Raw genomic sequence first — 25,553 nt, forward strand, 5'->3', positions numbered from 1 at the left:
CGAACGCCCAGACACGGGCGCACTCAACCTAAAGAGTATAGACCTGAAAACTTTTCAGCACTAGATAGATTGAGGAAAACTAGCGGTTACTTTCCTGCTGCTTTAGTGGCTCGCTCAGATTTGATGCGTGCGTTCTCTTCGTTAACCGCAGCGTGCACGGAACGTTCTTCAACAAGCCACTGGGGCATCTCGACTAGGAGCGCTTTGATTTCGGCGCTCGTCATGACGTCGGGAGCACCGGCGCGAGCCAAGCCAGATGTCGAGACACCAAGCTTTTGGGCGACAACCTGGCGAGGATGCGGGCCTTCGCGTCGCAATTGCGCCAGCCATTCGGGTGGAGACTCCAACAACACCGCAAGTTCTTGGCGACTGATTTCGGAATCGCGGAACTCTTCTGGGGTGGCTGGCAGGTAAATGCCAAGCTTCTTGGCGGCTGTCGCGGGCTTCATGGTCTGAACTGGCACACGCCAAGACTAACCTGAACACATGCCTTCATCATTCACTGTCGCCTTTGTTCTCGGTGCAACGCCGGGTAAATGGGCGCGAGTGTGGAATGAACGACTCGCAGACGTATCGCTGAGCCTCGTCGCGAGTGAGCAGGAAGATGCTTTAGCGATGTTGCGCAGTGGTGCTGCAGACGTCGCGCTCGTGCGTCTTCCTATTGATCTTGATTTCGATGGTGATCGCCCGCTTGCGGCAATTCCGCTCTACACCGAACGCGCTGTTGTCGTCGTGCCCAAAGAACATTCTCTCGCCGAAAGTGATTCCTTACTTGTAGCCGATCTCAGCAAGGAAAATGCCGTCACCGGTGAGTGGCCAGACACAATTGAACTCGTTGCAGCGAACGTCGGAGTGGCAATAATGCCGCAATCGGTAGCGCGGGCACTAATGCGGCGTGACGTCGTTGCGAAGTTGCTCGAAGACGGGCCGGAATGGCGTGTTGCTATCGCGTGGCGAGATGGTTCCGTGGATCCTCATGTCGAAGAATTCATCGGCATTGTTCGGGGCCGCACAGCGCGGAGCTCCCGAGGAACGGCGAAGGATGATGCCGCAGCGGAAGCGGCCACAGCGAAAACGCCAGAGAAGAAACAGCAACGAGCAAATCAGTCGAAACCACGCGTCAAATATCCTCGCGCTAATGCACACCGCGCTGCTCGCCCCGGCAAGCGCCAGCCGAAAAAGCGCTGAAAGGCCGAGGGAATCGCGTTACGCTCCCTCGGCAACGGCAATGATCGACGACGTCGACTGGGTTAGCTCAGTACTTTAGCGAGGTGTGGCGCAATTGCCTCAGCCCAAGTGCGATAACTCTGACGGCCCGCAATCGCTTCGGGGTCCTCTGGCTCCGGCGAGAAGTCGATCTGAAGTACACGCTCATGTCGTTCGACTAGAGACCGAATTTCTTCGTTGTATTCAGAAGTCAATCGAAGGAGAAGACGCCGGTAGCTGGCGGGAAAATTCGACATCTTTGGTGCAGTGCAATCCAATACAAAAACGTGGGCATGCGATCCAGCGTTAGTGAGTACTGAATCAACTAATTCGCTCATCCGTCGCCCCCAAGTCGATGCCGGCAAGAGAGTTAACAGGTCGAACGTTCCGAACGAGAGCAATGCCGCGTCTGTACCCTGAAGTACCTGACGGTTCAGCTGAGACTGTGCGCTCTTGGTCGACAGCCGCGGACTCGTGACGGTAATTACCTCGACTCCATTTCCTGTCAGCGCCGCGAGGGAGCGAGCAAGAGAGCCGCCGAGAGCGAGCTCGTGTGACGAGACGCCGTAGCCAACGACAATCCCCGAGCCGCACAAGAGAACATGCTTCAGGTTGGCGCCCTCAACGCGCACTGGCGGACCTGAGTCCGGTAACGGCAATCCCCGCCAAGAATGCGGAGACGCGTAGAGCCACACCATCAAGAATGACTTCATGGCGATATGTCCTAGGGTGGCGAACATCTCGAACTCCGTTTCGGGCAATGTCGGAGTGCGTCGCTCAGGTTGTTGCGACGAAAGACCCCGGCGGGAGGGGCGAGTCTATTGAAGCGCACTCTAACATCGTTACGGCCGCGTTTCTATAGCAAATACATCGCAATGATCGCGCTCTCACCGATCAACGTGTGCTGATGCTGGCAAACTTGCGCACTGCCAACGGAACAAAAATAACCAACATCACGATGATGCCGATGAGCACAGCGAGCACGGGATGCTGCTGCGGCCAGACGTCAGACTGCGCCGATCCCGGTGGAGTGTTGCCGAAGAGTTCGCGTGCTGCCTGCACCAAAGCTGAGACAGGATTGAGCTCGGCAAAAACACGCAATGGGCCGGGCAACGTCCCTGCGGGCACAAAAGCGTTGGAGATGAACGTGAGGGGAAAGAGCACCAAGAACGAGACGTTGTTAATGACTTCAGGACTGCGCACGCTCATGCCGATGAAAGCCATAACCCACGAAAGTGCGTAAGCAAACAGCAGCAGAAGCGCAATTGCGGCGATTGCCTCCAACGGGCTTGATTTGATGCGCCACCCGACGATAAGCCCGGTGGACATCATGACAATCATCGAAATCGAATTAATGAGAAGGTCACCATTCGTGCGCCCGACCAAGACAGCCGATGGGCTCATGGGCAGCGTGCGAAAACGGTCGATGATTCCGTCTTTGAGATCCTGAGCCATTGCCGAGCCTGAATACGTGGAACCGAAAACAACGGTCTGCGCAAAGATGCCGGCCATGATGAATTCTTTATAAGAGCTGCCAGGAATGTCGATGACGCCGGCATAGACATAGGTGAACAGAAGCACGAACATAATCGGCTGCAGCGTCGTGAATACCAAAATATCAGGCACACGTTTGATCTTGATGAGGTTGCGACGAGTGGTGATCCACCCGTCATTGAGCCACGCCACAACCGGCGATGACGTAGTCGGGTATGGTGTCTTTTCACGAACCGAGGTGCTCATCGCTGTGCCTTCCTTGCTGATGTAGCTTTCTGCGGCGGTGAAGTCGATTCGCTATCCGTGGCATCGTCAGCGCTTGCCGTATGGCCGGTGATTTTCAAGAACACATCATCGAGCGTTGGCCGACGCATTCCCGCGTCATAAAGCTGGATGCCCCGGTGGGCGAACTCACTAAGAATGAGTTGCAGGGCGGCGGGGGCATCTTCTGCGTTGACGGTGAGGCCGCGCCCGTCAATACTCACGGCAGGTTCGGTTGAGCCGAAGCGGGTAAGGATTTCGTGGGCGGCGGCCGAATCATCCGTCGAAACCAAGCTCACCTCAACACGCTGACCGCCGATCGAGGCTTTGAGCTCATCTGATGTGCCCTTAGCGATGACCTTGCCGTCGTCGATGACCGAGATGCTGTCAGCGAGCTGATCGGCTTCTTCGAGGTATTGGGTAGTCAGAAGCACCGTTGTGCCCTCCCCCACGAGCGTTGTGATGATCTCCCACATTCCGATGCGACTGCGCGGATCAAGGCCAGTGGTCGGCTCATCGAGAAAGAGCACCGGTGGTCGCATAACGAGGGCGCCGGCGAGGTCGATGCGTCGTCGCATGCCACCAGAGAAACCCTTAACAGGGCGATTCTGAGCCTCTGTGAGGTCAAAGATGTTGATCAGTTCACGCGCACGCTCGCGGGACTGTTTTGCCCCCAAGTGATAGAGGCGCCCGACCATGTCGAGATTCTCAAAACCGGTGAGATTCTCGTCTACGGCCGCGTATTGGCCGGACACCCCGATCATCGGACGGATACGTTCGGGCGAAGCGATTACATCAACACCATCGATTGTTGCGCTGCCTGAATCAGGGCGGATGAGTGTTGTCAGCACCTTCACCGTCGTTGTCTTTCCTGCACCGTTTGGCCCAAGCAGGGCCGTGACTGTTCCTTGGGGAACGACAAGATCGAGGCCATCGAGTGCGTGCACGGGAGCGGCGCCCTTTGGCGTGTAAGTCTTTCTGAGTTCCACTGCTTCGATAAAAGTCACGCAGTAAAGATAAATCATGCGTGCGACATCGCAAAGACACGCCGATGAATGTCTTACGCAATTGACACACTCGAACATATGTTCGAACATAAACAGGTGTCTTCTGCCTCCGCTCACGCCTTTTCAGCAACCGCTGAAGCGTTTTCGAGCGAGTTCTCTGGCCGTGAGCAACCCAGCAATGAACCCTCTAACAGCGTGCCTTCTGTTCGAGCAACATCTGACCGGGTAGCCGAGCTGCAATTCCGCATCAGCCAGATGCAGTCGCGAAGCCTCAATACAAAACTAATCCCTACCCACCCGGCTATCGGCCAACTGTTGCCCGGTGGTGGCTTGCAGCAAGGCACCGTCTATTCGATCGACAAATCAATGATGCTGCTCATGGCTTTGCTCGCCCCACCATCTGCGGCAGGATCATGGTGTGCCGTTATTGGGGTACCCGAGTTTGGCCTTGAAGCTGCTGCGCGGTTGGGTGTCAATCTTGAACGATTGGTGCTGGTTCCTCATCCTGGTGATCAGTGGCTCGCTGTCACTGCCGCAATCGCCGATGTGATTGATCTGGTGGTCGCTCGACCACCATCGAGGGCATCCGATTCTGCTGTAGCTCGGTTAGCTTCACGCCTTCGGCAACGAAAATCTACGTTGCTCATGATGGGCTCGTGGCCACAAAGTGAGGCAATGGTGTCGCTGGGAGAAAGCCGGTGGCACGGAATTGGTGCGGGGCATGGACACCTAGCGGCGCGTGAAGTGACGGTGACAGTGACAAGTAAGAGTGCTGCGCGACCTCGCAGCGCCCGGCTGTGGCTACCTGACTCTTCAGAAACTATTCGTTCTTATCGCGATCACGAGACAGCCAAGCCAGACCTGACCGTGCTGCCCGATCTGGTGGCGCTACCTGACCGATCTGCACCGCCAGACCGAACAGCAGTACCCCAGCGAGTCTCGGCATGACTCCTGCAGCGCTTTCTGGCGCGCTCCCGGTTTCGCACTTGCCGCTGCCCGAATCTCTCCCCCGTGTTCTCGTGCTGTGGTGCCCTGATTGGCCAGTGGTGGCGGCCAGACAGCATGAGAAGTTACCAGCGGATGCTCCACTGGTGCTCACCGAGAAGGGGCTCGTTTTCGCGGCCTCTGCTTCTGCTCGCGCTGAAGGGGTCACCCGGGGGCTCAGGCTCCGGGAGGCGCAGTCACGGTTTCCTGGTCTCATCGATCGTGCCTATGATCCTGCTCTCGATAGTCGCGCATTCGAGCCGGTCATCGCTGGCATCGAAGAATTAATTCCCGGAGTGCAATTGCTCCGGCCGGGCATGTGTGCTGTGCGGGTGCGTGGTGCAGCCCAGTATTACGGCGGCGAGAAGGCTGCCGCGCTCACCGTCATCGGCCGCGTTAACGAGATTGCTTCCGCTGACGCCCGTGTGGGTATTGCTGATGCTCTTTTCACCGCGGTGCATGCTGCACGCAGCACCATCGGCACAGATCCGCGCTCTCGTTCTTGGTATGCGCGAATTATTGCTGCCACGAAGTCTGCAGAGTTTCTGGCACCACTACCGGTCGCGGTTCTTGATGAGCCTCACATCGTGACGTTGCTGATAAAGCTGGGCGTCTCCACTCTTGGCGATTTTGCGCAGTTAGAGGCCACCGATGTGCGCACTCGTTTTGGGGAGCTTGGCGCCCGACTACATTCGTTGGCAAGGGGTCGCGATCCTCAAGCTTTTATCGCTCGCACTCCTCCGCTTGATCGTGACGTGGTCATCGATTTTGAGCCAGCGCTCGACAGAGTCGACCAAGTTGCTTTTGGGGTTCGCAGCAGAGCCGATGACTTTATTGAGGGCTTGGTTAGTGCCCAACTGGTTGCTACGGCGATCCGCATTGAACTCGATTCTGACTCGGGTGAGATCGCAGAACGAGTGTGGCTGCATCCCCGGTCATTCTCTTCCGCCGATGTTGTTGATCGGGTTCGTTGGCAAGTGCAAGGCTCGAACCTTATTGAGGCAGGGCTCAGCTCGGGAATCACCCGTGTGCGCATTTCGCCGGAAACAGTGGAACCGATCGGCAACCACGAAACGGGGTTGTGGGGGTCAGGGTTTGAGCCGCGCATCCACCACGGACTCTCTCGAGTGCAAAGCATGCTCGGGCATGGTGCGGTGCTCGTGCCAACCGTGCAAGGCGGGCGCACGCTGCAGTCACGTCAGCATCTCACCGCTTGGGGCGATCGCAACGTGGGCGAACGTTCGACACAACGACCGTGGCCAGGAGCATTGCCCGCTCCCCTGCCGGGAACAGTTTTTTCGTCACGTCATGCCGTGCATGTTTTTGCGCACGATGGGAGCACCGTTTCTGTGGATGAGCGGGGGCAGATGGCGGCAGAACCCGCCAGTTTCGCTACCAGCGATTCGCGTTCCCGCACACTCACGGCTTGGGCTGGTCCTTGGCCATTAACGGAGCGGTGGTGGGAGACCGCGGCATCCGGTCTCTCTTGGCGTTTTCAGGCCGTCGACGACACCGGATGCGCCTGGTTATTGGTGCTCGACGATGGCGGTTGGTGGGCTGAGGCGAGGTACGACTAGTGAACGTGCAATCGATAAATGTGAAATTGCTCGGCGTGAAACTGCCGGGTGTGAGCCGCGGGTGCCGCGGGCACCGTTTGAGTGAGGTGTGCGATGGCTTGGTCTAATCCGCCGATTCCTTGGCACCAGCTGGAGCGCACGCTATCAGGCTTTGGTACGGTCACTCCCCTTGGCGAAGCCGGCGACGGGCGCGCTATGTCTTTGGTGTCGAGCAAGCGTGCACCTTATGTCGCACCGACTGCGCAGCCGGATACAGCACCAGATGCGCAACAGGATGGGCTACCCAACGGCTCGGAGCCAGCATCCGCCCCAGCCGTTGAGGTCGTGCCCTACGCCGAGCTCCATGCACATTCGAGTTTCAGTTTTCTTGATGGCGCGAGCATGCCAGAAAAGCTGGCCGAAGAAGCAGCGCGCTTGGGGCTCACAGCTCTTGCCCTTACCGACCATGACGGGCTCTACGGCATTGTGCGCATGGCAGAAGCTGCGGCCGAATTAGGTCTCTCGACCATTTTCGGCGCTGAACTTTCTCTGGGCTTGACGGGCCCGCAGGCAGGTAATGCTGATCCGGAAGGTGACCACCTGGTGGTACTCGCTCGCAAAGAGCAGGGGTATCACCGGCTCGCGCTGGCTATTACGCGCGCTCAACTCGCCGGTGGCGAAAAAGGCCGACCGCAGTATGACCTGCACGAGCTGGCGGAACTAGCTCAGGGTGACTGGTTTGTGTTGACCGGATGCCGCAAGGGTGCTGTGCGTCGAGCGCTCTATGGTGCACAACCTAATTCGGCTCCCACGCGGGAGTCGATGGTTGCTGCGGGAAAAGAGCTTGACCGCTTGAGCGAGTTTTTTGGCCACGAAGCCGTCATTGTCGAACTCTTCGATCAGGGGTACCCTCTCGATTCCGCATACAACGATGCCCTCTATTCTCTTGCCGCTGATCGTGGCCTTCGTGTGGTCGCGACGTCAAATGCTCATTACGCAACGCCCCGCCAACACCACTTGCATTCGGCAATTTCTGCCGTGCGGGCTCGCCGCAGTCTTGATGAGATGGATGGCTGGCTTCCGGCTGCCGGCTCCGCTCATTTGAGGTCGGGCGCTGAGATGGCTGCACGTTTCGCTCGTTATCCGGGGGCAGTAGCCGCGACGGTTGATATTGCGAACGAAGCTGCTTTCGAACTGCGACAAGCAAAACCGGCCCTTCCTGATCAGGACGTTCCCGTGGGGCACACGCCGGCGAGCTGGCTGCGCGAATTAACCTGGGCGGGGGTTGCTGACCGCAAAATTGATCTCTCTGAAGAGAATCGTTCCCGTATCCAGCGCGAACTTGATGTGATCGAAGAGAAAAACTTTGCGGGCTATTTCCTCATCGTGCACGACATCGTGGCGTTTGCTCGTGGTCGGGGAATCTTGTGTCAGGGGCGCGGCTCGGCGGCCAGTTCGGTGGTCTGTTATCTCCTCAAGATCACGGCGGTTGACCCCCTCCGCTACAAGCTTCCGTTTGAGCGGTTTATCTCGGCGATGCGTGAAGAAGAACCCGACATCGATGTCGACTTCGACTCTGAACGTCGAGAAGAAGTCATCCAATATGTTTTCGAACGCTACGGCCGTGAGAATGCGGCCCAGGTGGCCAACGTCATCCAGTACCGTCCGCGATTTGCTGTACGCGATATGGCGAAAGCGCTCGGCTACAGCGCCGGCCAGCAGGATGCGTGGTCGAAACAAATGGAACGGTGGGGTTCTGAGGTTTCAGGAATCGACCACGACATTCCCGATTCGGTCTTGGACCTTGCCAAGCAGGTGATGAAGTTTCCCCGCCATTTGGGTATCCATTCGGGCGGAATGGTGCTCACGCAGCGCCCAGTGGGTGAGGTCGTGCCCATTGAACATGCCCGTAAAGAGAAGCGCACGGTGGTGCAGTGGGATAAAGATGACTGTGCGTGGATGGGGCTGGTCAAGTTCGATCTGCTCGGCCTCGGCATCCTCTCGGCGATGCAGTACAGCTTCGACCTCGTTGATGAAGCCTTAGGTGAACGCTGGGATCTCGCGACAATCCCTGCCGAAGAACAGGGCGTTTATGACCAGTTGTGTCGCGCGGATGCCGTTGGTGTTTTTCAAGTAGAGAGCCGCGCCCAAATGGGGTTGCTCCCGCGCTTGCAACCGCGCGAGTTCTATCACTTGGTGGTCGAGATTGCGCTGGTACGCCCCGGTCCGATTCAGGGCGGCGCCGTTCACCCCTATGTGCGTCGAAAGATGGGTGCCGATCCGATTACGTACTTGCATCCCAATCTGGTCGAGCCGCTCGAGCGCACCCTAGGGGTGCCAATCTTTCAGGAGCAGCTGATGCAGATTGCGGTGGCGGTTGGTGGTTGTTCAGCCGATGATGCTGACCTGCTTCGGCGGGCCATGGGCTCTAAGCGCGGCATCGAACGTATCGACAAGCTGCGGTCGAAGCTCTATACGGGAATGGCGAGCAACGGAATCATTGGCGTGGATGCCGACCGCATCTACGAAAGTATTCAAGCGTTTGCTGGTTTTGGTTTTGCCGAAAGCCATGCCCTCAGCTTCGGTCTGCTTGTCTACGCCAGTGCGTGGATTCGCCTGCACTACCCCGCCGCATTTCTTGCCGCTCTATTGCGGGCACAGCCTATGGGGTTCTACTCACCGCAGACGTTGGTGGCGGATGCTCGACGTCACGGTGTGCAGGTGCGTGGCCCCGACATCCAGCGGTCGGGAGTCTTTGCTGTGCTTGAGCAGCATTCTGAGAGCACAGCACCTACCGGAAACCCTCGCTGTGTGGAGCACGAGCAGCCTCCGGTTGGTCCTTTTGATCGCTCTGCTCATTTCGATACAGATGACCATCGACGCGATGGCGCCTTTGCTGTGCGTCTTGGTTTGGATGAGATTAAGGGCATTGGTACGGCTATTGCCGAGAAGATTGTCGTGGAGCGTGGTTCTGGCAAGTTCCTGTCGATGAATGATGTGGTGCGTCGTGTCGGGCTCACCACGAAGCAGCTCGAGGCGCTGGCAGCAGCGGGCGCCTTCGAATCTTTGGGGATGACGCGGAGAGAGGCGCTCTGGAATGCAGGCAATGCCGCCCACGACCGAGAAGAGTATCTGCCCAACAGCATGGTCACAGTTCAGCCGCCGCTATTTTCGTTGGCGACCGAGTTCGACCAGCTGATGGCTGATCTGTGGGCAACAGGGATTTCGCCAGAAAGTCATCCGGTAGCTCACATTCGTCAAGCCCTGACTCAGCGTGGGGTTCTGTCTGCTGCTGACCTCACGGTTACTGAGTCTGGGCGCCGTATTGAGATCGGTGGCGTTGTCACTCACCGGCAGCGCCCGGCAACAGCCAGCGGAATCACCTTTATGAATATCGAGGATGAGACGGGGCTGATCAACGTAATCTGCAGCGTGGGCGTGTGGGGGCGGTACCGCAGGGTCGCGCGTGACAGTGCTGCGCTCATCGTTCGCGGCATTGTTGAGCGGTCCGCGGATGGGGTCATCAATGTGCTCGCCGACCGTTTTGAACCGCTTTCTGGGCTCCCCCGCACGCAATCTCGTGATTTTCAGTAAGAGCTACTTCATTACCGTTGTGTGAACTTAATGAAATACATGACGCATGCAGCGCCATACTGATATAGCCTTATGGAATCGTTCATGTTCTATACAAGGCATGGATGCGGCCTCGACTGTCGGGGCCTGATAGAAACGCTCCTGGAGGAGTTTTAAATGGCACTAGGTACCGTCAAGTGGTTCAACGCAGAAAAGGGCTTTGGCTTCATCGCCCCCGAGGACGGAAGTCCTGATGTGTTCGCCCACTACTCGGCCATCGCAACAAATGGCTACAAGTCGCTCGACGAGAACCAAAAGGTTGAGTTTGACATCACACAGGGTCCCAAGGGACCCCAGGCGGAGAACATCCGCCCCATCTGATCTTGATAGTTCAGTAACGAAAACGCCCTCGGTCCTATACCGGGGGCGTTTTCTTGTTAACAAGCAGCGTGAGTGTCGGCTTTGCGGCGAAGCTCAGCGATCCCCCGTTCTACGAGTGCTTACTCTTGCTCAGGTAATCAATGCGGGTCTGCAGCTGAGTCACTGTGGCTTGGGCGACAGCGGGGCCACCGCACACTCTTCGTAGCTCTGCATGAATCAGCCCGTGTGGTTCGTTGGCGAGTTTTGCGCGCCGCCCCACAAGGTTGTTGAGTAGCGTGCGTTGTTCTTTGAGCGTGCGGTAGAGCGGCTGTGGTTGATCTTCTTTGGGCTTGTTTTCTGCACGACGTGATTGTCTTTTTTGGCGCTGCAGCAACAGTTCGCGCACTTGCTCGGGCTCCAAGATGCCGGGCAGGCCGATGAAGTCGAGTTCTTCGTCACTGCCGGTTTCGGCCGCGAACCCGAACTCGTTGCCGTCAAAGAGCACGCGGTCAAAGTTTGCGTCAGACTCAATCGCTTCCCAAATAAATTCGTCAGCGAGCTCGTCGCTCGTCTTCTCTTCGCGATTCTCGCTATCGAGAAGACTGTCCTCGAGGAGATCATCATCTTTCTCGCTGTCGCGATCGAGTGCGTGATCGCGCTCTATTTCAAGTTTCTCGGCGAGGAGCATGAGCGACGGCACACTCGGCAAGAAGATCGATGCGGTTTCGCCGCGGCGGCGCACGCGCACAAAGCGGCCAACGGCTTGGGCGAAGTAGAGCGGGGTGGATGCGGAGGTTGCGTAGACTCCAACGGCTAGCCGGGGAACGTCTACGCCTTCGGACACCATTCGAACGGCAACCATCCACCGACTGTCACTAACAGCGAACTGTTCAATGCGGGCGGACGATTCTTTCTCGTCCGAGAGCACGATCGTTGCTGATTCGCCGGTGATCTCTTTGATGAGTCCGGCGTAGGCGCGAGCAGCGAGTTGGTCAGTCGCGATAACGAGTCCGCCCGCGTCCGGAATGGAGTGCCGCACTTCGGTAAGACGGCGATCCGCTGCACGCAGCACTGCTGGCATCCACTCGCCTTTGGGGTCGAGAGCTGTTCGCCAGGCCTGGGAGGTAACGTCTTTGGTGTCGCCTTCGCCCAGTCGGGCTTCCATTTCGTCGCCCATCCGCGTGCGCCACCGCATTTTGCCGGCGTAGGCCATGAACATGACGGGACGAACAACGCCATCGGAGAGAGCGCGGCCATACCCGTAGCTGTAATCAGTGACGGAGGTGCGGATGCCTTTGCCGTCAGGAGCGTACGTAACAAAGGGGATTGGTGCCGTATCGCTGCGGAAGGGCGTTCCGGTGAGCGAAAGTCGGCGAGTTGCTCGGCCGAACGCTTCGTGAATCGCGTCGCCCCAGCTGAGAGCGTCACCACCGTGATGCACTTCGTCGAGAATCACCAAGGTTCGTGCCGAGTCGGTAATTTCTTGGTGCAGGGATGCTTTCATCGCCACTTGGGCGTACGTGACTGCTAGTCCGTTGAACCGGCGCCCGCCCCACGCGTCTCCATTGGAGAAACCAGGGTTGAGTCGCAATCCGACGCGGTCGGCAGCATCAGCCCACTGACGCTTTAGGTGATCGGTTGGCGCTACAACGGTTACGCGGTCGATGACCCGTCGTGCGATGAGTTCGACGGCAAGGCGTAATGCGAAGGTCGTCTTGCCGGCGCCGGGGGTTGCGGCGGCCAGAAAGTCGCGAGGTTCGCGCTCAAAATAGAGGTCGAGCGCTTCAGCTTGCCAGGCACGCAGTTTAGATGCTGTGCCTCTGGCAGCGCGTTCGGGGTACGACGGTGAGAGATGTTCCGCCGCAAACGTGCCCACGGTGGGGCCAGGCAATGGAGTGCTCACTTGATAAGACTTTACCGTTTCTCACTGACATTAATTGTCGCCGCAGCGGAGTTTCGCTGCTGGCGGGTTAATCGCGTTGACCGAGTCGCGGGCGTTCGGAGCGTTCGACGCCCAATAGCCGTGCGGGACCAATAGCTCCGCTACCGAAACGAGCAGAGGCAGCTTCCATAGCTTCTTCGGCATCTCGCCAACCGTCGGTAGTGTCCCAGAGGCTCACAAGGGTGCCTCCAGGATCGACGAGCTGCTCGCCCCGCACCCCGACGAGTCGCACTGGGCGGCCTTCTGCCGCAAACTCGTCGTAGATGCCGCGGACAGTCTCATAGAGGGTGCGCCCCAAGTCGGTTGGCTCGGGGAGCTTGCGCGACCGAGTCACGGTACTGAAATCTTCAAACCGCAGTTTGAGCACTACCGTGCGAGCGACCATGCCGGACGCCCGCAGGCGAATGGCGACCTTTCCGGAGAGTCGCAGCAGTTCTCTGCGGATTTCATCACCGTTGAGCACGTCATATTCGAACGTTGTCTCGTGGCCAATACTCTTCTCGGCTGGGCGCTCGGAGACCTCACGCACATCGTTGCCCCATGCCAAATTATGCAGCTTAACGGCGCCCGACTCCCCTACAGCACGCGTGAGGGATTCACGATCGGCGTGCGCGATATCGGCGATCGTGGAGAATCCGCGTTGTCGAAGATTCTCCTCCGTTTTGGCTCCGACGCCCCACAGCGCGGAGATCTGAAGTGGATGAAGAAACTCCACGGTCTTGTCCGCAGGAATCACCAAAAGCCCGTCAGGCTTCGATAGACCCGATGCAACTTTGGCTACGTATTTGGATGCTGCCGCGCCCACCGAACACACGAGGCCCGTCTCGGCGAACACTCGTGAGCGAAGCAGCGACGCCACTTCCTTGGGCGACCCGTAAATGGCACGCGCGCCCGCGACATCCAGAAAGGCCTCGTCAATGCCTAAGCGCTCGACCTTAGGGGTGAGTTCATCACAGATCTCAAAAACTTTCGAAGAGAAGTATTGATAGCGCTCGAAGTGCGGTTCGAGCACGATGGCGTTGGGGCAGCGACGAAGCGCAAGTGCCATGGGCATTGCTGAGTTGACTCCGTATTTTCGGGCTTCGTAGGTTGCTGCGGTAACGACAGAACGGGTTGAGTTGTGGCCAACAATCACCGGCTTGCCGATGAGCTCTGGATGGTCGAGAAGTTCAACTGACGCGAAGAAGGCATCCATGTCTACGTGCAGGATGGTGGCGGTGCTGTCATCGACGTTTATGGCGGAAACGTACCGCGTCAATCCGTCTTGCTTGCCCATGGCTCTATTGTCTCAGGTGCCTCTGACGTTGAATGGACGATCGATCCGCCAATCTCGAAGGCGTCCCGCCGTGCCCTCGTTAAACAAAACAGGCGGCACACCGTAGTGTGCCGCCTGTTTTGTTTGTCAAGAGTTAGCGACGTGAGCCGCGGGTAACGAGTCCGTAAATGAACAGCACGAGCACTGAACCCGCGATGGCTACGAGCCACGTCTGGATGGAGAAGAATTCTTCGAGACCAATCCCGAAGATCGCACCTCCGACGAATCCACCGACAAGAGCACCAACAACACCAAGAAGCAGTGTCGCGATCCAACCGCCGCCTTGGCGTCCGGGCAAAATTGCTTTCGCGATTGCGCCAGCGATAAGTCCCAGTACGATCCAACCAATGATTCCCATTGTGTGTTCTCCAAACGGTTGTAAGTTGTCTTCGATGTGAAGATCGTGAATAAACCTAATATGAGCCCCGTCTGGGGGTCAAAGCAATACAGGTTGCTCACAGGAATCACTCGGGTTTTGCACAGACAAGATCTGAGGCAAGCTAGGTAGATGGAAGAACAACATCCGTGGACCCGATACGTTGCGATCGGTGACTCTTTTACTGAAGGTATCGGCGATCCCGAGCCCGACTCCCCCGGCGGCAATCGGGGGTGGGCCGACCGCGTAGCCGAGGTTCTTGGCCATAACAAACCAGGTTTTGCGTATGCCAATCTTGCCATTCGCGGGCGGCTGCTCAACCAGATTCACACCGAGCAACTCAAGCCGGCATTGCTTCTCAAGCCCGATCTCATCAGCGTTTCAGCGGGCGGAAACGACATCATCCGACCTGGCTCAGATCCCGACGAGGTGGCAAGCCGAGTCGATGCGCTCGTTGCCGGTCTGCGCAGCGATGGGGCAACCGTCGTCCTATTTACGGGCCCTGATATAGGGATGACCCCGGTGCTCAACCGGATGCGTGGCAAAGTAGCCATTTATAACGAGAATATTCGGAGCATTGCGCACCATCGCGACGCCGTCGTCGCTGATATGTGGTCGTTGCGGGAGCTTGCAGATTCTCGGATGTGGGCGCCGGACCGCCTGCATTTCTCGGCGATCGGCCACCATACGGTCGCTCGGATGGTCTTGGAAGCACTCAATGTAGCGAACGAGTTGGAACCCTTTAAGCCAGAGCCCCTTCCCCCTCGACGGTGGCGTACTGCTCGCGTAGAAGACATGGGCTGGGCACGAGAACACCTCGTGCCGTGGGTACTTCGGCGGATCCGTCACCAGTCATCAGGAGACAACATCACCGCGAAGCGCCCCGAGTTTTAGGCGAGACACAACGCTAAAGGGCCCTTACCAAGTTGGTAGGGGCCCTTTAGCGTTGCTGTGCGGAGTTATTTAGCCGGTGTACCCGGTTCGGCCCGCTGCGGGGCAATCGAACGGGTCACCGTCGGCGCCAAGGCCGACCTCATTGAGGTGACGAATAACAATTCCGTACGAGGTGATCAGACCAACCTCGGTGTACTTGATGTCCTTGGTCTTGCAGTATTCCTTGACCATTTCAGCGGCACGAGGCAGATGCGGGCGCGGCATCGTGGGGAACAAGTGGTGCTCGATCTGGTAGTTCAAACCACCCATGAAGTGGTTCATAAAGACTCCACTGCGAATGTTGCGGCTAGTCAGAACTTGGCGACGCAAGTAGTCAACTTTTGAGCCCTTAGGCAGGATCGGCATTCCCTTGTGGTTGGGAGCAAACGACGCCCCCATGTACAAACCGAAGATACCCATCTGAACCGCGAGGAAAGCGAACCCCATGCCGATGGGCAGGAAGGTGAAGACGACGGCGAGGTAGCCGATGTTGCGCACAAGCAGCAACACGATCTCGAGCGCACGCTTGTCGACCTTTTTCTTAGCGTTAAAGACCTCTTGAAAAGCGTGGGAGTGAAGGTTAAAGCCTTCGAGCAGGAGTGCAGGGAAGAAGAGATAGCCCTGGCGGTTAGCCATGAACTTAGTGATGCCCTTGAGACCGACCGCTTTTTCCTTCTGGAAAATGATGAAGTCGGTCTCGATGTCCGGATCTTTATCTACAGTGTTGGGGTTTGCATGGTGACGCGAGTGCTTGTTCATCCACCACGCATAGCTAATGCCCACAACGAGGTCGGCCAAGAGGCGACCAAGAGTGTCATTAAGCTTGCTCGAATCGAACACCTGACGATGTGCAAGCTCATGGGTGATGAAGGCATATTGCGTAAAGAGAACGCCCATAACGGCGGCAATAATGAGCACGTACCATGTGCCGGCGAGCATCGCAAAGCCGAACCAGGCGGCGACCATAGCCAGCGTGATTACCGCAAAAGTAATGATGTAAAAGGCCCTGCTGCGACGCAGAAGACCAGCCTCGCGCACGGTGCGAAGCAAAGCAGCGAATTCGCTGATGGGATTGCCGACACCGCGTGGACCAGTTTTTATTACACGTGTGGGATCGGCTGAGAGAGAACTACTCACGTGACCTCAGATATTTCGAATGACTTCCCAGTCATGTGACAGGTGAGCTTGTGCTCTAGATACACTCCACCCTATCGCGAGTGCCTGTGTGCCCAGTGTTTATTCGAAACTAAAAAATACCGTGTGGGTTTGTGAGTCGCCACCAAAGACCCGGATCGTCGATCTCATCGCTGTATTCCAGCGGAACATCGAGAGACTCCGTGCCGACGCGAATGTGAATAACACCCGCGCTCTCGCCCGCGTTTGTCAGGCGCACGGGGTCAGCATCCACGGTGACCGTGATCTCATCTTCTCCCCACACCACGCGTTTCACCGTGGCGGAGGCAATGGCGTTAGCCTCATCGCCCCACGGCGTGTCGTATTCTGCGAACTCTTCTCCGGCAGTCGCAAGGGTTATTTCTGTGTAGCCCGCGGTTGCGTCTTCTATTAGTGCCCGAATCGCGGCTGCGATAGTCGGATGATCTGGCCCACCAACAACAGCACCCACGAAGGTTTTTGTCTCTCCCCCAATGACGACATCCGTAGAGAAGAGTAGGCACGCCCACGCGTCACCGAGGGTTCCAGTCTTTATGCCGTCGACCCCATCAATGCCGAGTAGTTGATTTCGGTTATTGACGGTGCCCAATCCTGAAACTTCCGTCGATGGCGTTGACACTATTGCGGCAACGACAGGACTCTCGATCGCCAATTGCGCCAGTTTTGTGAGGTCTAGTGCCGTGCTCTGATTGGCCTCTTTGATGCCGGATGCTTCTACGAGCGTCGTATTTTCAAGTCCGTTGGTGGTCAACCAGGTTGCCGCAGCCGCAACAAATGCGTCCTCAGAGCCGTAAGCCCAAAGTGCGAGGGACTGCGCGTAGTTATTGGCGGAGGCAAGCAAAACGACGTTCATGACGTCACGTTGCGACAGCTGTTGGCCATTAGCGACAGGCCACACGAGGCCATACGCGGCCTGTTGCGTGTAGTAGTAGTCGAGGTCGGCGGGCCCGAAGGTGATGGTCGGGCCTGGCTCGTTGGCCCCCAGGGGCTTCGCCTCCAACACGACGAGCGCGGTAATCACTTTTGTGATCGAGGCGATCGGCAACGCGTCTTCGCTGCCAGCGTGCGCGAGAACTTCTGGGCGGTCGATTGCGGCGATCGCCGACGCGCCATAGGCCGGCAGTTCGAGGGCCGGGGCAGCACGTTGCGGCATCGAGGGTATTGCGACGGAGGCGGCGATTTCGTCGAGCGGCGCCAGCAGGGTCATCGGCAAGTAGAACGCAGTCGCTAGCACCACTGCGATCCCAGAGAAGACGACGATACGGCGGCGACGAAAAGTTTGGCGTTGAGTCAGCGGCACCGCATAACGCTAACAGTTAGACGGCATTTGATGGTTAGCGCACGCGAAGGGTGTACATTCCGACCGCGCTGGCCGCGGCAACATTGAGGGAATCCACTCCATGCATCATCGGGATCTTCACGACACTGTCCGCCGCTTCGATCGTCTGCCGTGATAGTCCATCGCCCTCAGTGCCGAGAATCAACGCGACTCGCTCGGGCGCGTGGGCGGCAAAAGTATCGAGATCGACTGAGTCATCGCTCAGGGCAAGAGCCGCTAGGTGAAAGCCTGCCTCCTGCAGAACCTTCGCATCGGAGGGCCAGTTCTCTAGTCGGGTCCAGGGCACCTGGAGAACAGTGCCCATGCTCACGCGCACGCTGCGACGGTAAAGAGGGTCAGCGCAGCGCGGAGTGATCAGAACGGCATCCGCCCCGAGCGCCGCCGCCGAACGGAACACTGCGCCGACATTCGTGTGGTCAACGATGTCTTCGAGAATGACGATGCGCCGCGCACCCTTGATGAGCTCTGCTACAGGGCGCAATTGCGGCCGATGCATCGATGCGAGTGCACCGCGATGAAGGTTGAACCCCGTCAACTGTTCGAGCAGCGCTGAGTCCCCCACATACACGGGTGCTTCCGAGTCGCCGAGCAGTTCTGCGACGTCGTCGAGCCACTGCTCGAGAACTAGAACCGCCCGCGGAATGTGCCCGGCCCTCAATGCCCGGGCGATGACCTTTGACGATTCCGCAATGTATAAACCGCCCTCCGGCTCAGTGCGGCGGCGAAGGGCAACGTCGGTCAGATTCGCGAAGTCACTCAAGCGCGGATCAGAGAGTTCGGTGACTCGGATGACATTCACGATGCGTTCCCTACTGTGCAATTGCGAGCCAAGAAAGTCTCAACTCGGCATTTGTGCTGTTAGCAGTGTCTACGCTGGAGGGGTGCAGACACAAAACGGTAGCCCTGAGATCGATCGTGCTGCAGAGCTCCTCAGCGGAAAGCTCATCAGCGTGCTCACCGGGGCGGGCATCAGTACCGATTCCGGCATCCCTGATTATCGCGGTGAAGGTGCCGCGGTGCGTAATCCAATGACGTTCCAACAGTTTCAAAGCGACCCCGGCTTTCGACAGCGATATTGGGCAGGGAGCCACTTGGGCTGGAAACGCTTCGCCGCATCAAATCCCAACGACGGTCATGCAGCACTCGCGGAGTTCGAGCGTCGTGGACTAAGCAATGGGATCATCACCCAGAACGTCGATGGCTTGCACTTGCGTGCTGGATCAACACGCGTTGTTGATGTTCACGGCAGTATTGATCGCGCCCGGTGCCTGCGCTGTGGCCAGTATTTCGCGCGGACGCCGCTCGCTCAACGTATCTCTGAGCTCAACCCTTGGCTCGAGGAATCCACCTCGCACACTCTCAACCCCGACGGGGATGCCGAAGTTCACGATGTTGACGCTTTCATGATTCCTGAGTGCACCGTGTGCGGCGGAATTTTGAAACCGGATGTCGTTTTCTTTGGCGAGTTCGTTCCCCCTCGCAAGTTTCAGCTTGCTTCGTCGCTCGTGGACCAGTCGGATGCGCTCATCGTGGCTGGTTCATCGCTGGTGGTTAATTCCGGCATCCGTTTGGTGGAACGAGCACTTCGTCGCCACATTCCGCTCATTGTTATTAATCGCGGAACAACGAAGGTCGATCGACGTGCCGACATTAAAATCGACGGTGGAGCCTCCGACATTCTGTGCCGACTGCTGGATCAGCTCACAGCCTAAACACTCTTCGAACGCAAACCCGACCCTTCGCTAGTAATGGAGTTTCATGTTCATCTATCTCGTGCGCCACGGCGAAACCGATTGGAATCGTGAAAGGCGCATTCAGGGCAGCAGCGATATTCCGCTAAACGAAACGGGTCGGGCGCAAGCTGCGGCCACCGGCGATCTACTGACGCGACGCCAGTGGCACGGTGTTTTCGCGAGCCCGCTCTCCCGCGCCATGGAGACTTCGCAAATCATCGCCGCCAAAATCGGCGCAGAAACTCCTATTGCGCTGCCTGCCCTTGTCGAACGAAACTACGGCGACGCCGAGGGTCGTACCGATAACGAAGTCGATCGGCTTTATCCCGGTGACGCTGACGTTCCCGGCAGAGAAACTCGACAGTCGGTGATTGATCGAGCGCTCCCCGCGCTCATTCAACTTGCCGAGCGAAACCATGGCAAGTCTGTCATTGTGGTCGTTCACGGCGGGGTCATCGCGTCAATCTTGGCGGCCGTTGCTCCTGATCGTCCGCGCACCCCCATAGTCAACGGCTCAATACACAGCTTTCGCCATGACGGCGGAACCCTGAGTCTGGTGAACTTCGATGATCCGATCGAAGCAGAGTCCGAGACGACCGGCACGGAATCGTTCGCGGAACAAAACGCCATCGCGCGCCGAGAGTCATCCACTCAGTAGGTTCGCGGCGTTCGTCTACTGACGTGTGCGCGCGCGGGCAGCCACGGCATCGTGCAACACCTGTGACAGCTCAGCGGCACCCTTAGCCCACGTGAATTCTGCGGAACGACTTCGTGCGGCAGTTGAGCGTGACTGCCACACGGCGGGGTCTTCGAGCGCTTTGATTTCCCGCACTAGGGCTGCTGGCTCATCCGGGTCGAAAAATCCGCCGGCTGACGCGGAAATCTCGCGAAAAATTGGAGTGTCGCTGAGCACTACGGGAGTTCCTACCGCCATCGCTTCCACCTGTGGCAAGCCGAATCCCTCGTCGCGCGATGCCGATACCAGAGCCGTTGCCCGTGAGAGCGTCTCGACATAGACCTCATCGGTTGCCCCGTTATGAAAGATCAAGCTAGATTCTGGGGCCAGCTCGCTAAGGAACGCTTTTACATCGTCATCCGCGCGGCTCATCAAGTGAAGGGTGTATCCCGGTAGGTCTTGCATGGCACGTGCTAAGAGTTCTACGTTTTTGTACGGCATATACGACCCCATGTAAACAAGTTCACGTGACGTGGGTACAGCGCGCACCGGGGACTCGGTGATGCTGTCAGTGCCGAGCGTGACAACGGAGATGGGGCGCTTCGTGAGCCGATGTTCAAGCATTTGATCGCGAGTGGTCTGCGAATCAGTGACATGAGCGTCTGCCCGATTCAGCAGTGCCCGCTGGAAGGCCCACGTGAGGTGATAAATACGCCACATCGCGCGAACGGGCCACGGCAGGTTGTGCGGCGGCGTTGGATGCTTGTAGTAAATCAGGTCGTGCACGGTGGTTACGAGTGTGTACTTGCGCCCAAACGGTCCCATGGTCTGCATGGGAGTGAACACGACGTCTGGCTTGAGCTTGTTCACCTGGAATGCCACAAACGGCTCGCCAGCCCCGGTTGGCGAGCTTGCGAGTTCCCAAGGAAGATCGGGCAGCAGCTCCAGCTGGCGCTTGTCAGAAATTAGCATGGTCACTGGATGCAGCTTGCTGAGCTCTTCAACGAGGCGTGAGCCGTAGCGGCTGATTCCATCGTGCCGACCAATGCGCGTGTAACGGCAATCAAAGATAATTTTCACGCTGTGGGCTCCGCAACTGTCCCTGTCTTCAGGAACGTAACAATCAGTTCCGCGGCTTCGCGCGGTCGTTCATAGTGGATGAGGTGACCGACGTCAGCGAAGAGCTCAAGCCGAGCATCCGGAATCAGATGTGCGAGTCGCTGCTGCGCGGGAACCGGGCTGATCGGATCGCTTCGTGCCCCAATCAGTAGCGTCGGCATCAAGATCTTTTCGGCAAACATACTCACGTCAGATCCGATTGACGCCTCAAATCCTTCGAGCAAACTGTCGCGGTTTGCATAGCTGCTGAAGTGCGCATGATGCTGCTGATGAACCCAGCGACGTAACTCAGAATCGTGGGTCTTTACCATCGCCAGACTCATCACACGAACCACAACCCAGGCACTCAACATCGGCGCTCCCAGCGCATGAGGAAGAGCGCGAGCTGCTCGATAAAATGCGAGTGTGATCTTGCTCAGTACCGCATTGGGTCCCGAGAGGGCAGGTGCCGCGATCGGATTCACCAAGATAAGTTGAGGAGTTTCAAGACCTCGGGCTATGGCCGCGGCGACCACAATTGAACCAAACGAATGCCCAAGAAGCACCGCCCGCCCGGTGAGGCCTAGAGATTCGACAAAAGCTTCCAGCCAGAGCGCGTAGCCGCTGATGTCGTGGACGCGGCCGCTGAGGGGTGCCGACTCACCGAAGCCCGGTAGATCGGGACTAATGATTCGGATGTCGCGAATGTGCGCGCACACTGCTTCAAGCCCGTGGTGGTCGCCGCGAAACCCATGAACGAGTACGAGAACAGTCTCAGCGTCGGCGGGACCGTATTCCCAATAATGCGTAGTCGCCCCAAGAACTTCGATGGTCGAGTGCGTCGCCTGGTTCTGCTCGAGCAGTGCTCCATACGGCGATGCGGGTCTCATTCCAACAATTCTAGGCAGTCGGTGGAGAAGTTGGTGGCACTGGCGCAATCGCGCCGCCAACAATGGGGCTTGCCGCCGGGATATCCGCGAGCCGTGTTCCGGCTGTCGGTGCGCCCGCCTACGCTGAGTTCATGAGCAACTCGGGCACCCTAGCTACCTTCGATCTTGAAACCACTGGCGTTGACGTCGAAACCAGCCGTATCGTTTCCGCATGCATCGCGATTGTCGACGCCTCTGGCGCTGTCATCTCACGATGGGATTGGTTGGCAGATCCGGGGATCGAAATCCCGGAGGGTGCTGCAGCAATTCACGGTATCTCTACTGAGCGCGCTCGTGCTGAAGGCCGTCAGGCCGCTATCGTGGTCGCCGAGATCGTGCAAACGCTCAGAGTCACTTGCGCCCTAGGCATCCCGTTGGTTGTCTACAACGCTCCCTATGATCTCTCCCTCCTCGATCGCGAATGTCGTCGTCATTCGCTCGACAGCCTTGCTGAGCCATATGTGGTCATCGACCCGCTCGTCATTGACAAAGCGGTGGATCGTTACCGACGAGGAAAGCGCACCCTTGAAGTGACATCGGGCCTGTACGGCGTGTCTCTTGATGACGCGCACGATGCGGGATCAGATGCGATCGCGGCCGCTCGCGTCGCGCAAGCGCTATTGGTGAAGTTCGCTGCAGAACTAAGCATCCCCTTCGCAGAACTTCACAAGAACCAGCGTCAGTGGTATTCCGACCAGGCCGCAAGCTTCCAGGACTACATGCGTTCGTCAAAGGGTGATCACACTTTCGTCGCAAATGGCGAATGGCCCGTTCGTTCGTTACCCGAACTTTAGAGCTCGCGGCGACCAACGTTTCCGTGCGTGGGCGAGGAGTTTTTCTTGCCCGCGCATGGCGCGCGCCGACTACTATCTGCGTTAACGACTGAAGGCGACCGGAGTACCGGTCGCCTTCAGGAAAAGATGGGTGTTACTAGTTGCCGAAGCCCTTGTAACGGTTCTTGAACTTCTCAACACGGCCAGCAGAGTCCATGATGCGCTGCTTGCCCGTGTAGAACGGGTGCGACTCGGAGGAAATCTCGACGTCAATCACCGGGTACGTGGTTCCGTCTTCCCACTCGATCGTCTTCTCGCTCGTCACTGTCGAGCGAGTGAGGAACGTTGATCCCGACGCGAGGTCGCGAAAAACGATGGGCATGTATGTGGGGTGGGTCTCGGACTTCATTGGATTTCCCTGGGTTCTGGATTAAAAGAAAGACTTAGGCGGCCACGCGGACCGACACACAAGCCTATCAGAGGTTTAGGCAGCTCGTGCGGTGTAGCGGCCAGCGTCTTTCGTGATGACGAGCTCAAGTCCGAATGCGGCACTCAAGTTCTCTGACGTCACGACATCGTCAATCTTACCGGCGCTATGCACTGTGCCGTTGGTGATAATCAGCGCGTGCGTAAATCCCTGAGGAATTTCTTCAACATGGTGAGTGACCATGACGATGGCTGGCGCGGTTTGTGCTTTCGCATATCCACTCAAAAGTTGAACAAGCTCTTCGCGTGCACCGAGGTCGAGACTCGCGGCCGGCTCGTCAAGTAAGAGAAGTTCTGGATCGGTCATGACAGAACGAGCGATCTGAACACGTTTCTGTTCACCGTCGCTAAGCTCACCGAAGCGACGATCTTCCAAGTGCGAGAGGCTCCACTCGGCGAGCACTCGACGTGCACGACGAAGGTCAACTTTTTCGTACTGCTCGTTCCATCGCCCGGTTACGGAGTAAGCGGCAGTGAGTACAACATCAATGACACGTTCACTATTGGGCACACGACGCGCGAGCGCCGTTGACGCAAAGCCGATTCGTGGGCGTACGTCGAACACGTCGGCGGAGCCGAGAGTGCTCTCAAGCACAACCACTTCTCCGGAACTCGGGTGTATTTGGGCGGCGGCCAACTGCAACAAGGTCGTCTTGCCTGCGCCGTTTGGCCCCAAAATCACCCACCGGTCGGATGCTTTCGCGCTCCACGAAATAGAGTCGAGGATCGTGGTGCCGTTTCGAGTAACGGATACGTCGGAAAAGGTGAGAACGCTAGCCATGATCACCTATCCTATTCGCTCTGAGCGCCGCGCGGGGAAGCCACTCGAACGATCCCGATAGTCTGGCGTGTGGCGTCGTGTCGATCCGGCACCGAATTACCACCGCTGCCGCACGAAAGGCTTCAGACTTTGGCGAAATTTCTCGTTGTACTCGATGTTGACTCGACTCTCATCGAGAACGAAGCCATCGAGTTGTTGGCCGCTCATGCGGGTTCTGAGCCCGAAGTTGCCGAAATCACCACTCGAGCGATGAACGGCGAACTGGATTTTGCCGCGAGCTTGCGAGCGAGAGTATCAACGCTCGCAGGTCTGCCCGAGTCGGTTTTTGCTGAGTGCGCACGAGACATTCGCGTAACGCTGGGCGCTGAGGAGATGATTGCGGCAGTAACAGCGGCCGGCGGGAACGTTGCTGCCGTCTCGGGCGGGTTTCATGAACTACTCGATCCCCTCTCCCGCCGCCTAGGGCTTAGTTACGCGCGTGCGAACCGACTCGAAATCCTTGATGGCAAGCTCACCGGTGTCGTTAGTGGCCCGGTTATTGATGCTCAGGCCAAAGCAGACGCGCTCCGCGAATGGGCCGAGCACTCTGGTACTCCCCTAGCGGCAACAATTGCGGTGGGCGATGGCGCGAACGATTTGCTCATGATGAAAGCGGCCGCACTGTCTGTCGGCATCACGGCGAAGCCGATTGTGCGCGCCAACGCAGATGTTCATATCGACTCGCGCGATTTGAGCGCGATTCTGCCGCTGATCGGGCTTCGTGGTTAGACCAGCACCGCGCCCGAAATGGTGCGAATTAGTGCCCCATTCCGAGGCCACCGTCGATGGGGATGACGGCGCCAGAAATGTAGGCTGCATCATCACTTGCTAGCCAGGCAATCGCCCGGGCAACTTCTTGTGGTTGGGCGAAGCGGTTTGCCGGAATTTGTTTGAGGTACGCATCCTGCTGTTCAGCAGGGAGCGCCGCGGTCATATCGGTCTCGATGAACCCCGGCGCAATCACGTTCGCCGTAATTCCTCGACTGCCCAATTCTCTAGTCAACGAACGCGCCAGGCCGATAAGCCCGCTCTTCGATGCTGAATAGTTCACCTGGCCTGCAGAGCCGAGAAGGCCGACAACGCTCGAGACGAGAATGATGCGCCCAAATCGAGCCTTCATCATTGCCTTGGAAGCTCGCTTGACGACACGAAAAGCACCGGAAAGGTTGGTGTCGACGACCTCGGTGAAGTCGTCGTCACTCATGCGCATGAGCAACATGTCCCTGGTGATGCCGGCGTTGGCAACGAGAACCTCCACCGCACCCAGTTTCGCTTCGATTTCGGTGAAGGCCGCATCGATGCTCGCAGGATCCGTTACGTCAGCGATAACCGTAAGCGTTCCCTCGGGGCCGGTTCCGGTGCGAGCGGTAACGGCAACTTTGTGCCCCAACGCTACAAACTCCTCCGCAATCGCACGGCCAATGCCGCGGTTGCCTCCAGTGACGAGAACGATACGAGGTGCTGGTGCTGTGCTGATCATGGTTCCCAGCATATAGTCGCGGCTAGCGGCGTAGGCTTA

At 57.9% G+C, this 25,553-nt stretch carries 25 protein-coding genes; 10 read left to right on the forward strand and 15 right to left on the reverse strand.

Annotated features, from left to right (window positions below; translation table 11 throughout):
- Window positions 1–86 precede the first annotated feature (86 nt).
- Window positions 87–449 carry a DUF5997 family protein gene (locus ON14_RS01265; protein ID WP_026037453.1) on the reverse strand — a complete coding sequence of 121 codons (363 nt, stop codon included), beginning with the start codon at window positions 447–449 and terminating at the stop codon, window positions 87–89.
- A gap of 37 nt (window positions 450–486) precedes the next feature.
- On the opposite strand from ON14_RS01265, the gene ON14_RS01270 reads away from it, so the two are divergent.
- Window positions 487–1,188: a LysR family transcriptional regulator substrate-binding protein gene (locus ON14_RS01270; RefSeq protein ID WP_010202475.1), complete on the forward strand. Its 702-nt coding sequence runs from the start codon at window positions 487–489 to the stop codon at window positions 1,186–1,188.
- A gap of 62 nt (window positions 1,189–1,250) precedes the next feature.
- Here the strand turns inward: ON14_RS01270 and ON14_RS01275 are convergent, their stop codons facing one another.
- From ON14_RS01275 to ON14_RS01285, 3 genes are all read right to left on the reverse strand, one after another.
- Window positions 1,251–1,946 (reverse strand): GDSL-type esterase/lipase family protein, encoded by a 696-nt coding sequence (locus ON14_RS01275; protein ID WP_010202478.1) that lies wholly within the window; start codon window positions 1,944–1,946, stop codon window positions 1,251–1,253.
- 154 nt (window positions 1,947–2,100) lie between these two features.
- Entirely contained in the window at window positions 2,101–2,946 is an 846-nt protein-coding gene (locus tag ON14_RS01280) for an ABC transporter permease (RefSeq protein WP_010202480.1), read from the reverse strand.
- Entirely contained in the window at window positions 2,943–3,968 is a 1,026-nt protein-coding gene (locus ON14_RS01285; protein ID WP_010202483.1) for a daunorubicin resistance protein DrrA family ABC transporter ATP-binding protein, read from the reverse strand. Before ON14_RS01285 ends, ON14_RS01280 begins: the two co-directional genes overlap by 4 nt.
- 78 nt (window positions 3,969–4,046) lie before the next feature.
- Between ON14_RS01285 and ON14_RS01290 the strand changes: the two genes are divergently transcribed.
- The 4 genes from ON14_RS01290 to ON14_RS01305 all read left to right on the forward strand — a co-directional run bounded on the left by ON14_RS01290 (window position 4,047) and on the right by ON14_RS01305 (window position 10,462).
- Window positions 4,047–4,916 (forward strand): hypothetical protein, encoded by an 870-nt coding sequence (locus ON14_RS01290; protein ID WP_202800884.1) that lies wholly within the window; start codon window positions 4,047–4,049, stop codon window positions 4,914–4,916.
- Window positions 4,913–6,529, forward strand: a complete 1,617-nt coding sequence (locus ON14_RS01295) for a DNA polymerase Y family protein (RefSeq protein WP_010202487.1) — start codon at window positions 4,913–4,915, stop codon at window positions 6,527–6,529. Before ON14_RS01290 ends, ON14_RS01295 begins: the two co-directional genes overlap by 4 nt.
- Before the next feature lie 93 nt (window positions 6,530–6,622).
- Window positions 6,623–10,102 (forward strand): error-prone DNA polymerase, encoded by a 3,480-nt coding sequence (locus ON14_RS01300; RefSeq protein WP_010202489.1) that lies wholly within the window; start codon window positions 6,623–6,625, stop codon window positions 10,100–10,102.
- A gap of 156 nt (window positions 10,103–10,258) precedes the next feature.
- On the forward strand, window positions 10,259–10,462 hold the full coding sequence (locus ON14_RS01305) for a cold-shock protein (RefSeq protein WP_009772173.1): 204 nt from the start codon (window positions 10,259–10,261) through the stop codon (window positions 10,460–10,462).
- A gap of 109 nt (window positions 10,463–10,571) precedes the next feature.
- Here ON14_RS01305 and ON14_RS01310 read toward each other — a convergent pair whose 3' ends face one another.
- From ON14_RS01310 to ON14_RS01320, 3 genes are all read right to left on the reverse strand, one after another.
- Window positions 10,572–12,344, reverse strand: a complete 1,773-nt coding sequence (locus ON14_RS01310; RefSeq protein WP_010202493.1) for a DEAD/DEAH box helicase — start codon at window positions 12,342–12,344, stop codon at window positions 10,572–10,574.
- Between the two features lie 67 nt (window positions 12,345–12,411).
- On the reverse strand, window positions 12,412–13,659 hold the full coding sequence (gene dinB, locus ON14_RS01315) for a DNA polymerase IV (protein ID WP_010202494.1): 1,248 nt from the start codon (window positions 13,657–13,659) through the stop codon (window positions 12,412–12,414).
- Between the two features lie 133 nt (window positions 13,660–13,792).
- Window positions 13,793–14,056 carry a GlsB/YeaQ/YmgE family stress response membrane protein gene (locus ON14_RS01320; RefSeq protein WP_010202495.1) on the reverse strand — a complete coding sequence of 88 codons (264 nt, stop codon included), beginning with the start codon at window positions 14,054–14,056 and terminating at the stop codon, window positions 13,793–13,795.
- 150 nt (window positions 14,057–14,206) lie between these two features.
- Here ON14_RS01320 and ON14_RS01325 point away from each other — a divergent pair, with 150 nt between their 5' ends.
- Window positions 14,207–14,968, forward strand: coding sequence for an SGNH/GDSL hydrolase family protein (locus tag ON14_RS01325; RefSeq protein WP_010202496.1), 762 nt, complete (start codon window positions 14,207–14,209; stop codon window positions 14,966–14,968).
- A gap of 69 nt (window positions 14,969–15,037) precedes the next feature.
- Here ON14_RS01325 and ON14_RS01330 read toward each other — a convergent pair whose 3' ends face one another.
- The 3 genes from ON14_RS01330 to ON14_RS01340 all read right to left on the reverse strand — a co-directional run bounded on the left by ON14_RS01330 (window position 15,038) and on the right by ON14_RS01340 (window position 18,318).
- Window positions 15,038–16,144 carry a fatty acid desaturase family protein gene (locus ON14_RS01330; RefSeq protein ID WP_010202498.1) on the reverse strand — a complete coding sequence of 369 codons (1,107 nt, stop codon included), beginning with the start codon at window positions 16,142–16,144 and terminating at the stop codon, window positions 15,038–15,040.
- Between the two features lie 109 nt (window positions 16,145–16,253).
- Window positions 16,254–17,480: a D-alanyl-D-alanine carboxypeptidase family protein gene (locus ON14_RS01335; protein ID WP_026037454.1), complete on the reverse strand. Its 1,227-nt coding sequence runs from the start codon at window positions 17,478–17,480 to the stop codon at window positions 16,254–16,256.
- Window positions 17,481–17,514: 34 nt separating this feature from the next.
- Window positions 17,515–18,318, reverse strand: a complete 804-nt coding sequence (locus tag ON14_RS01340; RefSeq protein WP_010202502.1) for a TrmH family RNA methyltransferase — start codon at window positions 18,316–18,318, stop codon at window positions 17,515–17,517.
- 82 nt (window positions 18,319–18,400) lie between these two features.
- Here ON14_RS01340 and ON14_RS01345 point away from each other — a divergent pair, with 82 nt between their 5' ends.
- Both ON14_RS01345 and ON14_RS01350 read left to right on the forward strand, forming a co-directional pair.
- Window positions 18,401–19,231, forward strand: a complete 831-nt coding sequence (locus ON14_RS01345) for a Sir2 family NAD-dependent protein deacetylase (protein WP_010202503.1) — start codon at window positions 18,401–18,403, stop codon at window positions 19,229–19,231.
- 46 nt (window positions 19,232–19,277) lie between these two features.
- A complete protein-coding gene (locus tag ON14_RS01350) occupies window positions 19,278–19,910 on the forward strand; it encodes a histidine phosphatase family protein (protein WP_010202504.1) in 633 nt (210 codons plus the stop codon).
- A 15-nt stretch (window positions 19,911–19,925) separates the two neighbouring features.
- On the opposite strand, the gene ON14_RS01355 is transcribed toward ON14_RS01350, so the two are convergent.
- Together ON14_RS01355 and ON14_RS01360 are read right to left on the reverse strand one after the other, a co-directional pair.
- On the reverse strand, window positions 19,926–21,008 hold the full coding sequence (locus tag ON14_RS01355) for a glycosyltransferase family 4 protein (RefSeq protein ID WP_010202506.1): 1,083 nt from the start codon (window positions 21,006–21,008) through the stop codon (window positions 19,926–19,928).
- On the reverse strand, window positions 21,005–21,916 hold the full coding sequence (locus ON14_RS01360) for an alpha/beta fold hydrolase (RefSeq protein WP_010202508.1): 912 nt from the start codon (window positions 21,914–21,916) through the stop codon (window positions 21,005–21,007). Before ON14_RS01360 ends, ON14_RS01355 begins: the two co-directional genes overlap by 4 nt.
- Window positions 21,917–22,047: 131 nt before the next feature.
- On the opposite strand from ON14_RS01360, the gene ON14_RS01365 reads away from it, so the two are divergent.
- Window positions 22,048–22,749, forward strand: a complete 702-nt coding sequence (locus ON14_RS01365; protein WP_026037455.1) for a 3'-5' exonuclease — start codon at window positions 22,048–22,050, stop codon at window positions 22,747–22,749.
- A gap of 136 nt (window positions 22,750–22,885) precedes the next feature.
- Here the strand turns inward: ON14_RS01365 and ON14_RS01370 are convergent, their stop codons facing one another.
- Together ON14_RS01370 and ON14_RS01375 are read right to left on the reverse strand one after the other, a co-directional pair.
- Window positions 22,886–23,137, reverse strand: coding sequence for a type B 50S ribosomal protein L31 (locus ON14_RS01370; RefSeq protein ID WP_010202510.1), 252 nt, complete (start codon window positions 23,135–23,137; stop codon window positions 22,886–22,888).
- A 75-nt stretch (window positions 23,138–23,212) separates the two neighbouring features.
- Window positions 23,213–23,995 (reverse strand): ABC transporter ATP-binding protein, encoded by a 783-nt coding sequence (locus tag ON14_RS01375; protein WP_010202511.1) that lies wholly within the window; start codon window positions 23,993–23,995, stop codon window positions 23,213–23,215.
- Window positions 23,996–24,124: 129 nt separating this feature from the next.
- Here ON14_RS01375 and serB point away from each other — a divergent pair, with 129 nt between their 5' ends.
- Window positions 24,125–24,763: a phosphoserine phosphatase SerB gene (serB, locus tag ON14_RS01380; protein WP_010202512.1), complete on the forward strand. Its 639-nt coding sequence runs from the start codon at window positions 24,125–24,127 to the stop codon at window positions 24,761–24,763.
- Between the two features lie 28 nt (window positions 24,764–24,791).
- Here serB and ON14_RS01385 read toward each other — a convergent pair whose 3' ends face one another.
- The gene (locus ON14_RS01385) at window positions 24,792–25,514 is read right to left on the reverse strand and encodes a beta-ketoacyl-ACP reductase (protein WP_010202514.1); all 723 of its coding nucleotides are present in this window, start codon (window positions 25,512–25,514) and stop codon (window positions 24,792–24,794) included.
- Window positions 25,515–25,553 lie beyond the last annotated feature (39 nt).

It is taken from the genome of Salinibacterium sp. PAMC 21357 (assembly GCF_000247645.1).
GTDB lineage: Bacteria > Actinomycetota > Actinomycetes > Actinomycetales > Microbacteriaceae > Rhodoglobus.